Source organism: Actinoallomurus sp. NBC_01490 (assembly GCF_036227085.1).
Lineage (GTDB): Bacteria > Actinomycetota > Actinomycetes > Streptosporangiales > Streptosporangiaceae > Actinoallomurus > Actinoallomurus oryzae.
Genome location: NZ_CP109433.1, coordinates 9,329,622 through 9,342,518, shown reverse-complemented (window position 1 = coordinate 9,342,518; position 12,897 = coordinate 9,329,622). Strand labels below are relative to the sequence as shown.

The following is a 12,897-nucleotide window of genomic DNA, read 5'->3' as shown; positions in this document are numbered from 1 at the left end:
GATGCGGATTCTCGTCACCGGTGGCGCGGGTTTCATCGGTTCCAGCCACGTGCGGTCGCTGCTCGCCGAGGAGCGAACAGACGTCGAGGTGACGGTGCTCGACAAGCTGACGTACGCGGGCAACCTGCGCAACCTCGATCGCGTCGCCGGCCGGTTCCGGTTCGTCCACGGCGACATCTGCGACGCCGGCCTGCTGTCCCGGGTGGTCCCCGGCCACGACCTGGTCGTGAACTTCGCCGCCGAGTCGCACGTGGACCGCTCGATCCAGGCCGCGCACGAGTTCGTGCGCACGAACGTGCTGGGCACCCAGACGCTCCTTCAGGCGTGTCTCGACGCGCGTACCCCCCGGGTCGTGCAGGTCTCCACCGATGAGGTCTACGGGAGCATCGCCACCGGATCGTGGGACGAGACGAGCCCGGTGGCCCCCAACTCACCGTACGCGGCGGCGAAGGCCGGCGGGGACCTGATCGCGCTGGCCTACCACAGGACGTACGGACTGCCGGTGTGCGTGACCCGGTGCGGCAACAACTACGGGCCCTACCAGTACCCGGAGAAGGCGATCCCGCTCTTCGTCACCAACCTCCTCGACGGCCGGGACGTTCCCCTGTACGGGGACGGGCACAACGTGCGCGACTGGATTCACGTCGACGATCACTGCCGGGCCATCCGCGTGGTCGCCGAGCACGGTGTGGCCGGTGAGGTCTACCACGTCGCGGGCACGGCGGAACTGACCAACCTGCAGTTGGTCGAGCGGATCCTCGCGGCTTTCGGCCACGGCTGGGAGCGGGTCCGGCACGTCGAGGACCGCAAGGCGCACGATCTGCGTTACTCGTTGTCGGACGGCAAACTGCGCGCACTCGGCTTCACACCGCGGATCGAATTCGAGAGCGGTCTGGCCGAGACGATTCGGTGGTACGCCGAAAACCGCTGGTGGTGGGAGCCGCTGGCGGCGGCGCATCTGGCCGGAGGTGGACGGCCGTCCGCGGCCGAGCCCGGAAACGGCGCACAGGAAAACGGCGGCGAAAGACGCCGGCACTCCGACCTGCCAAAGCGTTCCCCCATGTGATCAGCCGATCGGTGACGGCAATCTCGGAGGTGACACCGTGGGTGCGTGTGAAACACTTTTATGCAGACGGAATGACCATTCGATGTGCGTACATCGTCGCCGGTAGAACCAACCGAGGAGTTCATTGTGGCCAGCGTCGTCAATGCAGCACAAGCCGAAGTGTGGAATGGCCTCGACGGCACCCGATACGCCGAGGAACCGGATCGCCTGGACATGGTGAACGGAGCATTCAACGCCGACCTGTTCGCCGCCGCCCCTGTTGCACCGGAATACAACGTTCTGGACATCGGCTGCGGGACCGGCCAGACGACGCGTATCGCGGCGAAGCGCACCAGAGGTGACGTCGTCGGAATCGACCTGTCGGCGGCCATGCTCGAGACGGCGCGGGAGAAGGCGCGCGGTGAAGGCCTGTCGAACATCGAATTCGTGCAGGGCGACGCGCAGGTGCACGAGTTCCCCGAAGGGAAGTTCGACGTCGTCCTCAGCAGGTTCGGCCTGATGTACTTCGCGGACCCGGTCCAGGCGATGTCGCACATCGCCCGTGCCATGCGCCCGGGCGCGCGGCTCGCGGCGGTGTGCGTGGGCGACCACGGAAAGGGCGACTGGGGTCAGGTGTTCGCCGCCATGGCGGCGAACCTGCCGATGCCGGAGGTGCCCGCGGGGGACATGGCGGACGGCTTCCCGACCCCGGACAACATCGCCCGCGTTCTGAACGACGCCGGATTCACCGAGGTGTCGAACGAAGAGGTCGTCCGCACGAACGTGTGGGGGCGCGACGCGGAGGACGCGGCCGACTTCCTGTTCTCCTTCGAGGAGGGCCGCCAGGTCTTCGAGGCCCTCGACCCGGAGGTGAGGGATCGCGCCCGCCGCGGCGTCATCGAGGCGCTCCGGCCGTTCGAACGGCCGGACGGCGTGCACATGAGCACGCCCGCCTGGCTCACCACCGCGGTCCGGCCCTGAGGGGCGCGGAGAGCACCCGCCCGGCCGGCGACCACGTCGGCCGGGCCCAACGAGAGAATCGCCGGCCCCGCGGCCGGTGACCGGCCCCCGCACGGAGCGGCGACGGTCATCCGGTGAGGGAATCCTCGGTTCCCTCACCGGTCATCCCTCGGCTCGATTCCCGGCCGAAGCCGGTCGGACGAAGGAAGTCCAGATGACGGCACATCAGACACAACGGCCGGGGAGCGGGCCATGGTCGGCCGAGCCTCTTCCGGACCAGAGCGGGAAGCTGGCCCTGGTGACCGGGGCGAACGGCGGAATCGGCCGGGTGATCGTCCGTGAGCTCGCCCGCGCCGGCGCGCGGCTCGTGCTGGCCTGCCGCAGCGCCGAGCGCGGCCTCGCGGCACTCTCCCGGCTGCGCGAGGAGGTGCCCGGATCACAGGCCGAACTCCGCATGCTGGACCTGGCGAGCCTCGCCTCGATCCGGGAGTTCGCGGCCACCTGGGACCACGACCGTCTCGACCTGCTCGTCAACAACGCCGGAGTCGTGATGGTCCGCCGGGGACGGACGGTCGACGGGTTCGAGACGCACATGGGCGTCAATCACTTCGGCACCTTCGCGCTCACCGGGCTCATGCTGGCCCCGTTGCTGAAGTCCGACGAACCGCGCGTGGTCACGGTCGCCAGCGAGGCGCAGCTGGCCGCCCGGCTCGACCTGGACGATCTCGACTCCGCCCGGCGCTACAGCTCCGTCCGTGCCTACGGCCGATCCAAGAAGGCCAACCTCTACTTCGCCCTCGAACTGCACCGCAGGGCCTCCGCGGCGGGCGTGCCGCTGCGGAGCATGGTCGTCGCGCCCGGCATGACCGACAGCGGAGTGCTGACGAAGGAGACCGACACGGCGGGCGGGATGTCGAAGGCGGCCGCACGGCTGGTCTCACGCCTGATGGCGCAGCCGGTCGACAAGGGGGCCTGGACCACGCTCTACGCGGCGACCGAGCCCGGTCTGCCGGGCGGCAGCTACGTCACGCTGAACGGCTTCCTCCAGATGCGCGGCGACAGGCCCGTGCGCCGAGACGGATACCGTGCGGCGAATGACGAGGCCATCGCGCGACGCCTGTGGGGCATCTCGGTCGAGCGCACCGGCGTGACCTTCGATGCGCTCAACGGTGTCGGGCGAAGCTGAGGCCGCCGCCGCTCGCATTCCCGCCGGCGGCGTCCTGTGGGGGCCGTCCACGGAAAGCGAGAGGATGGGCGGCCGCGACGGATTCGGTATTCGCGCGTTCGAATATCGCGACCGGATTCGTCTTCCGGAAATTGACACGCGCATATTCATTTGCTCGGCGCCCTATGGGCTGAATCCGACCGGCGGACCGGTGAGCGGTTCGAAGTTCATGGTGCCGACCTGTGCGCGACGGCCGAAGGCCGCCGGCGCACGCCCCCTAAAAAGGAACAGCGAGCAATCTCAGCGAAGACAGTACGCCCGATCGGGCGGCATTCTTGGCCTCAACGGGGCGGTTATGACGACGGCGTCATCGGCCGGACCCTCAACGAAGGGGACGCATGATGGTGTGCTTTAAGCTTCTCGGCAGTCTTGAGATAAAGCACCGCGGCCGGACGTGCACGCTGACCGCGCCGAAGCAGCGCCAGGTCATGGCCTTGCTCCTGCTGCGGGTCGGCCGGCTGGTGCAGATCGGCTCGGTCATCGAAGAGCTGTGGGGGGACGATCCGCCCCGGAGCGCGTCGACGACCGTACAGACCTACGTCTACCAGCTGCGCAAGACCATCGACCGCGAGGGGCTCGCACCCGGCGGTCAGAGCCTGCTGTCCACCCAGCCGTTCGGCTATCTGCTTCAGATCGAGCCGGCCCAGCTCGACGTATGCGTCTTCGAACAGCACGTGACGGAGGGGCGGCGGTTGCTCGACGCGGGACAGCCCGAGCGAGCCTCGGAGCGGCTGCAACAGGCACTCGATCTGTGGACCGGGCCGCCCCTGGCCGACGTCACCCAAGGGCGCCTGCTGAGCACGGACGCCGTGCGGCTGCAGGAACAGAGGATGCGCGCCCTGGAGCTGAGGATCCAGGCCGACGTGCAGCTCGGCCGGGACCGCGACCTCATCGGTGAACTGCGCTCTCTCGTGGCGCGCTACCCGCTCCACGAGTGGTTCCACGGCCAGCTCATCGAGACGCTTCACCGCGCGGGCCGGCGTGCCGAGGCGATGACGGCCTACCGGCAGCTCCGCGCGCTGCTGAACGAGGAACTGGGGCTCGATCCCTCACCCGAGCTGCAACGCCTCCATCTGCGAATGCTGGCGCCGGGATCGGAGCCCGTGTCGTCCCCGCGTTGGTCCGCGGGACTGGCGCTGCGTGACGTCGGCCGCCCCGCTGCCGCCGTCAGCGGTACCAGGCGGGGCCGCTAGCGACGTCGCCCACGGAGCCGACCTCCTTGGCGATGGCCATGACGTACCGGCCGTAACTGGACTCGGCGATCTCGGCTCCGAGCTGGTGGCACTCGTCCACGCTGATGAAGCCCTTGCGCAAGGCGATCTCCTCGATACAGGCGATCCGAACCCCCTGGCGTTCCTCGATGGTCCGGACGTACTGGCCGGCTTGGAGGAGTGCCTCGGGGGTCCCCGCGTCGAGCCAGACGAAGCCCCGTCCCAGGTTGACGAGGCGGACCTTTCCTCTCTCCAGATAGGCGCGGTTGACGTCGGTGATCTCGAGCTCGCCGCGAGGCGACGGCCGCAGCCTCCGCGCGATCTCGATGACGTCGTTGTCGTAGAAGTACAGCCCGGTGATCGCCCGGTTGGAGCGGGGGCGCTCCGGCTTCTCCTCGATCGATATCAGGCGGCCTCTCTCATCGACCTCGCCGACTCCGTAGCGTTCCGGGTCGTTGACCGGGTAGCTGAACAGGACGCAGCCGTCGACGTTGGTGACGTTCGCGGCCAGCAGGTCGACGAAGGAATGTCCGTGGAAGATGTTGTCCCCCAGGATCAGCGCCACGGGTTCGTCGCCGATGTGGTCCGCGCCGACGAGAAAGGCGTCGGCGAGTCCTCGGGGCTCCGACTGCCGTGCGTAGCCGACGCGGAGCCCGAGTTGTGAGCCGTCGCCGAGCAGGCGCTGGAAGATGGGCAGGTCGACGGGGGTGGAGATGATGAGGATGTCGCGTATCCCGGCGAGCATGAGCACCGAGAGGGGGTAGTAGATCATCGGCTTGTCGCTGACGGGGAACAGCTGCTTGGAGACGGCCAGGGTCGCGGGCTGGAGCCTCGAACCCGTGCCGCCGGCGAGGATGATCCCTTTCACTTCACGCTCCCGGCCGTCGACTTGAGACTGTGCAGGCACGCCAGCAGGCTGCGGGCCTCGATGTTCAGGTAGTGGCCGTGCCTGACCAGCTCGCCGAGCTGGTGCGGCGCGAGCCAGCGGAAGCCGGGCGGCTCGGCCACCGCGTCGGGGTCGACCTCGACGATGACGTAGCGGTTGCGGGCGTGGAAGAACCGGCCGCCTTCCTCCGACAGCACGGCGTCGAACCTGATCCGCTCCTCGTCGGCCCCGAGTACCTCCTCCAGGAACCGCGGCCGTGCCGCGGCCGGGAGATGCTCGTGGTTTCCCGGAGTGCACTGCACCGTCGGCGCCAGCTCGATGACGTCGGCGTATCCCGGCTGCGCCGACGCCCGTGCGAGCACGTGCAGCACACCGCCGATCGAGCCGGCGAGGAACGCGATCACACCGGTGCCGACCGGCCTGATCATCGGTTGGTCCCATCGCTCGACCTCTCGGCCGGCCGCCTGGACCCGCACCCCGATCACCTCGAAGAAGCGCCCGCTGCGATGGTGGATCCGGCCGGCGGTGCGACGCCAGCCCTTCACCTCGTCCAGCGGCACCAGCCGGGTCCGTATGCCGGTCACCGTCCGTGCCTCCGTGATCCAGCTGAGGACGCCGGTCGCGTCATGGAGCGCGCCGGCGGCCGGATCGCAGGAGCGGACCAGCGCGGTACGGAAGCGGTCGGAGCCCGGCACGTCGAACATCGGCGTCAGGTCGGTGCCGGTGACGGGAAGGCAGCCGAGCACCGTCCGGGTGTCCATGTTGACCGTGTCGTCGCGGGCGAGCAGCGCGTGGATCTCACCGAGCGTCAGCCACCGGAAACCGTCCCGTACCTCCACCTCCTCGGCGACCTCGACGACCATGTTGCGGTTGCGTTTGCGGAAGAACCACGAGCCCTGTTCGGACTGCCGTACGTCGACGAGGACCCGGTGCCGTGATGCGTGCCGGAAGTAGTCGAGGTAAGGCACGGGTCTGCCCCGGTGGACCCGCGTGTAGTTGCTGCGCGTGGCCTGGACCGTCGGGGACAACTGGACTCCGTTGTGGTTGCCGGGTTCGGCCTTGGCCTGCAGCAGGAAACGCAGGACCCCGTCGAACTCCTTGGCCAGGATGCCGAGGATCCCCACCTCGGGCTGGTGGATGACCGGTTGGCTCCAGGAACCGACCGGGCCGTCGGCGGCCTCGACCGCCATGCCCTCGACGCTGAAGAACCCGCCGCTGCGGTGGCCGAGGTTGCCGGTCGTCGCGTCACGGGTCCACCCGCCGAGGTCGTCCAGCGCGACTCGATCCACCGCCATGGGGAGACGGCCGGCGGAACGGGCCAGCCAGCGGACGGACACGTCGGGCTCCGTGTGCGCACCGTGCGCGGCGCGGCCGGCCGCGGCCGCCGGGGCACCGGAGGGACGACGGTGGCTCCGGGACAGAGCCGAGGCGGCCAGCCGCGCCTGGACAGGGGCGCTGCGACCACCGATGTCGGGCGCGACCAAATTCATGATCTCTTCCGCTCGGTCGGACTCATGGCGTGTGGAGTATGGCTCTCCGCTCTCAGGGCCGAGTCGAACGTCGCTTTAGAGATCGTCGACGGGGAGTCGAAACGGCAGGCCTGGTGCGGCCGTGAGCGCTCTCCGGGCGCCCCGGGTAGGAACTACTCGGCGATCTTTGTGCGCATGGTCCAGCGGAATATCGCTCGCTCGGTGCGGTGCCCGTCCGGATCACTCACGATCTCGAAATGCTCATAGCCGTTACGATGCCTGAGTTTGATCTTCGTCTCGGTGGCGGCGGCCCGAACCGTCCGGGCGGCCACGGGAATGTCGGCGGGTCCTCCGATGAGTACCGCTTCGAAGGTGTCCTCACCGGATGTGAGCCGATCGATTTTCGCCATCGAAAGTCCGCTCCAATCGGCGCTCGCTCGCGCATGCCGGCAAGGTCCGTCCAGGTGGCCTGTGCCGGCTCGGGAAATGTGGTCCGGTCCTTGTTCACCGAAAATCAGACCGCACGCATGCGTATCGTCATCGGCAGGCTCGACGGCCCGGCCGAACTCCGCGCTCTGGTCCATTCTGACACCGCCGGATCGGTAGAAAGTCCGTGAAAAAAGACGCTGTCGGCCTACTATCGGCCATTGTGTGTCGAATGTGAATCTCGCACATCTCCAGGATTGCTAATATCGGCCGGGAGGCGATGCGCGTGCGGGGGTGTGGCGTGATCTTCGGGCCCGGCGATGCGGGTGACATCGCCCGGAGCGGGGTGGTGAGGGGGCGGGGGCGGCCGGGATGTGCCACCGGATTCGGCGCGCGATGACTCTTTTCGGTCAGCGTGATCTCGCTGGCCGTGGCGTTATGGGCTTGATTAGGGTGGACCGAATCTGGATTTTATGACTTGAAATTCAAATAGGTCACGACTTGTCTGTATTAAGAGTCATCCGAAATTGAGCTCGAATATTCAGCGTCAGGGGATGGCTACGTTCAGTCAGTTTCTTCCTGGACTCTTCCGGTCTTCTATAGCTTCTCTTGATGTCGACAAGCTTCCCCTTGACCGTTGCACTGGGCCGGTTTTGACTTGGCATCTTGAGACGTCTGACACGTAAGGGGGGCCCGTGCGGCGGGAGATCAGCCATGTTATGCATGTGATAAGACATCGATATCCTGAGGACCTTTCTCTCGAAGAGTTGGCTGCGGTAGTCAATCTGAGCTCGTGTTATCTGTCGCGCCTTTTCTGTCGGGAAATCGGAGTGCCGCTGACGCGTTTTCTGGGCGGTGTGCGGCTGGACGCCGCGCGGCGGAAGCTACTGTGCACCGACGAGAGCGTCGCCGACATCGCCGCTCAGGTCGGCTGTGCCAGCCTCGGGACCTTCACGACGCGTTTCACGCGGACCATCGGAGTCTCGCCTGGCCGGTACCGGCACGCCGCCCTGCTCGGCGAAGGGGCGGCCGGCTTCGGGGGAGATCACACGGGCATGCCGTTCGTGCACGGTTCGATCCTGATCTGGAGTCGTTCCGCCGGGCTGCCGGCCGACCGTGCCGCCGCCCTCACGGCCGTCCCGCTTTCTTTCCCCGGCGCGAAGCCCGTGCGGCCCTGCACCGGCGAACACTCCTACGGCTCGACGCACATCGCCCATGTGCCCCCCGGAGACTGGATGATCAGCGTTTCGACCGTCGGCGCGGGCGGCGAGGTCGTGGTGCCGACGGCGATCATCGGGCCGATAACGGTGACCCCGGGGGCGGCCGTGCCGGTCGAGCTGGATCTCCAAAGCCTGATGGAAGGCGACGCGCCGATGCCCGAGCGTTCCCGGTCCGGCTGTGGGACCGAGTCCGACTTCTCGTTTCTGATGGGCGAACACCGGCTGACCTGCGGTGGCCCGGCCGTGGAGCGGGTGCCGACGCTGTGAGGCCCGTCGTCGACGCCGGCCAGTCCGTACCTGATGGAATCCCTGGTATATCTGTGAGAAATTCAGGGAAAATAGCGGCACATGGATTCGTGTATGCCCGTTCCGCTCTTCCCTATTCTGCGGCAACGGCAATATGGGAGATGCATTCGGCGCAATTCCGTTCCTAGGCTGGGCTCGGGTGGATTGATGTCCCACCTCGCCGGGCCGTTCGTCGAACATGTGGGAAGGATTCGTCGTGGAGAGCACAGCGCAGTCTTCGGTTCCGCCGGGAACCGACCCGTCCATGCCCGCGCGGATCGCCGTCTCCGCCTCCTCGCCGGGTAAACGAACGCCGGACGGCGAGGTCCGCGCGTGGTTGTCGGCGGCGGTCGAGCGCACCCCCCTTCAGGTGAAAGAGGTGCCGCTGGACACGCTCGACGGCTGGCGGGCCGACCCTGACACCGGAGCGATCTCCCATCGCGACGGCGGGTTCTTCACGGTCGAGGCGATGGAGAAGCACGCCACCGTGCACGGCTCCATCTCGCACACGAACTATCCGATCATCGTCCAGCCGGACATGGGCACCCTGGGCATCCTGATGAAGGACTTCGACGGTGTGCCGCACCTGCTGATGCAGGCCAAGGTGGAGCCGGGCAACCGCGCCGGCGTGCAGGTCGGCCCCACGGTCCAGGCCACCTGGAGCAACCGCGACGCGAAGATCCCCTACCTGGAGTTCTTCACCGAGCCGGACGGGCACCGGGTCGTCGCGGACGTCCGGCAGTCCGAACAGGGATCCTGGTTCTTCCGCAAGCGCAACCGCAATGTGATCGTCGAGACCGTGGAGGACGTCGAGGTCCTCGACGGCTACCGATGGTTGTCGCTGAAGCAGGTCTACGACCTGCTCGCCGAGGGCGGCCGGGTGAACACCAACGCATGCTCGGTGCTGTCGTGTCTTCCCTTCTGCGGCGCCGGGTCCGGCCGGGCCGGAACGAACGATGGCGACGCCTTCCGCTCGGCGCTGGCGCGCTCCTGCGAACCGGGGCAGCCGTCGGCCCACAGCACCACCGAGATCCTGAGCTGGCTGAGCAGGGCGCGGACCTACGGCGACATGAATGTCGAGCGCATCAACCTGAACGACGCCGACATGTGGCACGTGTCCGAAGGCCGGCTCTCCCACCGTCAGTTCAAGTTCTTCGACATCTTCGGGGCCGACGTCACGCTCGGCGACGACCGGTGGACGCAGCCGATGATCCGTACGGCGGCGGACGGCCTGGTGGTGTTCCTCGCCAAGAACATCGACGGAGTGCTGCACGTCCTGGTCAACTCCGTATTCGAGGGCGGCTATGTGGATGTGGCCGAGTTCGGGCCGAGCCTGCAGTGCATCCCCTCCTTCTACGACGCCCTGCCTCCCGACTCCTATCCCCGCTTCCTCCAGGAACTCAAGGAGGCCGATCCTCGGCGGATACGGTTCGAGACGGAGCTGACCGACCAGGCCGACATCTTCCATGAGGCCGGCAGCCGCTACGTCATTCTGGAGACCGAGCTCGATGTCGAGGGCTCCGGCGACGGCTACGGCGACTTCCGGTGGGTGACGGTCCACCAGCTCGCCGAGCTGAACCGGCACAGTTACTACCTCAACCAACAGGCCCGCAATCTGCTGCTCTGCCTGCAGAGCATGTACGCCGGCGTCTGACCGATGAGACGAGGGTTTTGGAGGAAGGCCGGTGGCTTTTCTCCAGAACCGGTTCCGCGAACGCCCTCGGGCGTCGGGACGGTCCCGCGGAGAGGTGAACGGCCGTCCGCGTCGCCCATGGCGTCCGCCCGTGCGGAAAGCGGGTGGCCCTTCGATTCCGTGGACTCCGTCGGATCCGACGTTTTTGCAAGCTGTTCAACCGACCGCAATATGAGCGGTGACAGGTGGCGCGGGGCAGCGCAGTCTGGAAGCGTTGGCAGTGCTGAGACCGATGTGCCTTGTTGTCGACGTCCCGTGCTCATTCCGTGCTCAGGCCCGACATCGGAGGTGATTGGACCATGCCAGAGGCGGGACGATCAGTTCGGCTGGAGCTGCTCGGCCGGCTGCGGGCCTGGCGTGACGATGCGGAAGTGAAGCTGGGACCGCCCAAGCAGCGTGCCGTCCTTGGGTTTCTCGCCGGGCGGGTGAACGAGGCGGCCGGCATCGACGAGATCATTGACGCGGTCTGGGGCGATGCCGTCCCGGCGACCGCGGCGAACGGTGTGCACACCTACATCGCCGGCCTGCGTAAGGCGCTGGAGCCGCGGCGCGGCCGGCGCGACACCGGCGAGGTGCTGGTCTCGACCGGCGGTGGCTACGCGCTTCGCGTCCCGCCCGAGAACGTCGACGTCGAGAGGTTCCTGGAGCACCTGTCCGCGGCTCGCCGCTCGTCGGCCGACGGCGAGATCACGGAGGCACTGCACGCGTTCGACCTCGCGTTGCGCCTGTGGCGCGGTGAGGCGTACGCCAACGTCCCCGGGCCCTTCGCCGACACCGAGCGGGCACACCTGGGCGAACTGCGGACGGCGGCCATCGAGGACTGGGCCGCCCTCATGCTGGACGCCGGGCGTCACACCGAGCTCGCCACAGTGCTGTCGGACACCATCGTCAAGCACCCCCTGCGCGAGAGGCTGCGCTGGCTCCTCATGCTGGCCCTGTACCGGTGCGGCCGGCAGGCCCGCGCACTGGCCGTCTACCGGGAGACGCGACATCTGCTGATCAAGGAGCTCGGCATCGAACCAGGCCCGGAACTGCAGAAACTGCACGAGCAGATTCTGGGGGGTAGTCCTGAGCTCGCCGTACCGGCCGGCGCCGGCCGGGGAACGCCGGCGGCGTCGCAGGCCGAAGGGCACAGCGGAGGACCGGCGTCCGTACGCCCGGCGCAGCTGCCGCCGAGAGTCCGGGGGTTCGTCGGGCGCCACGAAGAACTCGACCGGCTGCGTACGATCATCACCGACGGGTTGGCGCAGACCCAGGGCAAACCCACTCTGGTCGTGATCGACGGCGTCGCCGGGTCGGGCAAGACGACTCTGGCCCTCACCGCCGCACATCAGTTCATCGACCGCTTTCCCGACGGCCAGCTCTTCATCAACTTCGGCTGTTTCGGCACGCGCCGGGAGCCCATGGACGCCTCGGAGGCGCTGGCCTCCTCATTGCAGAGCCTGGGAGTGGACCGGCGGCAGCTGCCCCGCGACCTGGAAGGGCGAGCGGCCCTGTACCGCAGCCTGCTCTACGACCGCCGCCTCCTCATCGTGCTGGACGACGCGGCGAGCCCGGATCAGATACGCCCGTTGATCCCCGGCGGCCCGGCGTGCGTCCTGGTCACCAGCCGCCGCAGGCTGAGCGGATTCGTCGCGCGGGACGGAGCACATCGCATCGACCTGGCCCCCCTGACGCTCACCGAGTCGGTGACGCTGCTCAGCTATCTCCTCGGCGCGGAGAGAGTGGCCGCGCAGCGGGAGGACACGGTGCGCATCGCGGAGATGTGCGGCCACCTCCCGCTGGCCCTGCGGCTGGCCGCGGAACAGCTCATCGACCCGGAGATGCCGTTCTCCGAGCTCGTGGAGCGCTACACGCCGAGACACCGCAGGCTCGACCGGCTCGCCGCCGACGGCGATCCGGAGACGACGCTGAGGGAGGTCTTCTCCTGCTCGTATCAGGCGCTCGACCCTGAGCCGGCGCGTATGTTCCGGCTGCTGGGCGACTACGGCACACCGTCGTTCTGCGTCGCCGAGGCCGCCGCGCTGGCGGGCATTTCGTGGAGCAGGGCCCGGCAGATTCTCGAGGTCCTCGTCGACAACCACCTGCTGGAGGAAGACGGCAAGGACACCTACCGATTCCATATTCTGCTCGCGACCTACGCCGCCGAATGCTCGTGGCAGGAACCAGAAGCCAGCCGGAAGGACGCGGCGCGGAGAGTGCTTCATTACCAACGCACCGTGAATGGTTTCCACGGTGGCGTCGACGAGCTGCGAATCTCCTCGGTGCATTTCTCGGCTCGGCTGTAGCCGATCTTCGGATGGTTGTCTCGGTGTCCATTGTGGCGCACCGTATTTTTGTGCTGGACAACATTTCCTCTCGTGCCTGGAATAATGGGGTCCGATCAGGATTTTAGGGCCACGGAGCATCCAGATACCGTGCAGAAGCCCTAAAGGCAAAAGAACCCACAATGGGTGGCATGCCGACCGTGCGCGTAT

General features: G+C 67.6%; 10 protein-coding genes. 7 read left to right on the top strand and 3 right to left on the bottom strand.

Going from position 1 to position 12,897, the window contains the following annotated elements; genetic code table 11:
* The first annotated feature begins 1 nt into the window (after window position 1).
* From rfbB to OG417_RS42875, 4 genes are all read left to right on the top strand, one after another.
* The gene (rfbB, locus tag OG417_RS42890) at window positions 2-1,066 is read left to right on the top strand and encodes a dTDP-glucose 4,6-dehydratase (protein ID WP_329241786.1); all 1,065 of its coding nucleotides are present in this window, start codon (window positions 2-4) and stop codon (window positions 1,064-1,066) included.
* 126 nt (window positions 1,067-1,192) lie between these two features.
* On the top strand, window positions 1,193-2,026 hold the full coding sequence (locus OG417_RS42885; RefSeq protein ID WP_329241783.1) for a class I SAM-dependent methyltransferase: 834 nt from the start codon (window positions 1,193-1,195) through the stop codon (window positions 2,024-2,026).
* A 193-nt stretch (window positions 2,027-2,219) separates the two neighbouring features.
* Complete coding sequence (locus OG417_RS42880) at window positions 2,220-3,191, top strand: oxidoreductase (RefSeq protein WP_329241780.1); 972 nt, start codon at window positions 2,220-2,222, stop codon at window positions 3,189-3,191.
* Window positions 3,192-3,568: 377 nt separating this feature from the next.
* On the top strand, window positions 3,569-4,423 hold the full coding sequence (locus OG417_RS42875; RefSeq protein ID WP_329241777.1) for an AfsR/SARP family transcriptional regulator: 855 nt from the start codon (window positions 3,569-3,571) through the stop codon (window positions 4,421-4,423).
* Here the strand turns inward: OG417_RS42875 and rfbA are convergent.
* The 3 genes from rfbA to OG417_RS42860 form a co-directional block, all read right to left on the bottom strand.
* Entirely contained in the window at window positions 4,398-5,309 is a 912-nt protein-coding gene (rfbA, locus tag OG417_RS42870) for a glucose-1-phosphate thymidylyltransferase RfbA (protein WP_329241775.1), read from the bottom strand. The genes OG417_RS42875 and rfbA overlap by 26 nt on opposite strands.
* Window positions 5,306-6,817 carry an NDP-hexose 2,3-dehydratase family protein gene (locus tag OG417_RS42865; protein WP_329241772.1) on the bottom strand — a complete coding sequence of 504 codons (1,512 nt, stop codon included), beginning with the start codon at window positions 6,815-6,817 and terminating at the stop codon, window positions 5,306-5,308. The genes rfbA and OG417_RS42865 overlap by 4 nt, the downstream gene beginning before the upstream one ends.
* A 152-nt stretch (window positions 6,818-6,969) precedes the next feature.
* Complete coding sequence (locus OG417_RS42860; protein WP_329241770.1) at window positions 6,970-7,380, bottom strand: DUF5988 family protein; 411 nt, start codon at window positions 7,378-7,380, stop codon at window positions 6,970-6,972.
* A 537-nt stretch (window positions 7,381-7,917) separates the two neighbouring features.
* Between OG417_RS42860 and OG417_RS42855 the strand changes: the two genes are divergently transcribed.
* The 3 genes from OG417_RS42855 to OG417_RS42845 all read left to right on the top strand — a co-directional run bounded on the left by OG417_RS42855 (window position 7,918) and on the right by OG417_RS42845 (window position 12,708).
* Window positions 7,918-8,709 carry a helix-turn-helix domain-containing protein gene (locus OG417_RS42855; RefSeq protein WP_329241768.1) on the top strand — a complete coding sequence of 264 codons (792 nt, stop codon included), beginning with the start codon at window positions 7,918-7,920 and terminating at the stop codon, window positions 8,707-8,709.
* 235 nt (window positions 8,710-8,944) lie between these two features.
* On the top strand, window positions 8,945-10,381 hold the full coding sequence (locus OG417_RS42850) for an NDP-hexose 2,3-dehydratase family protein (RefSeq protein ID WP_329241766.1): 1,437 nt from the start codon (window positions 8,945-8,947) through the stop codon (window positions 10,379-10,381).
* Window positions 10,382-10,719: 338 nt separating this feature from the next.
* The gene (locus tag OG417_RS42845; RefSeq protein WP_329241764.1) at window positions 10,720-12,708 is read left to right on the top strand and encodes an AfsR/SARP family transcriptional regulator; all 1,989 of its coding nucleotides are present in this window, start codon (window positions 10,720-10,722) and stop codon (window positions 12,706-12,708) included.
* The last annotated feature ends 189 nt before the right edge of the window (window positions 12,709-12,897 follow it).

Excerpts from the sequence above, each read along its gene's own strand:
- OG417_RS42880 (WP_329241780.1), top strand. The coding sequence starts at position 2,220 with ATGACGGCACATCAGACACAACGGCCGGGGAGCGGGCCATGGTCGGCC.
- OG417_RS42875 (WP_329241777.1), top strand. The coding sequence starts at position 3,569 with ATGATGGTGTGCTTTAAGCTTCTCGGCAGTCTTGAGATAAAGCACCGC.
- OG417_RS42860 (WP_329241770.1), bottom strand. The coding sequence starts at position 7,380 with ATGGACCAGAGCGCGGAGTTCGGCCGGGCCGTCGAGCCTGCCGATGAC.
- rfbB (WP_329241786.1), top strand. The coding sequence starts at position 2 with ATGCGGATTCTCGTCACCGGTGGCGCGGGTTTCATCGGTTCCAGCCAC.
- OG417_RS42845 (WP_329241764.1), top strand. The coding sequence starts at position 10,720 with ATGCCAGAGGCGGGACGATCAGTTCGGCTGGAGCTGCTCGGCCGGCTG.
- OG417_RS42865 (WP_329241772.1), bottom strand. The coding sequence starts at position 6,817 with ATGAATTTGGTCGCGCCCGACATCGGTGGTCGCAGCGCCCCTGTCCAG.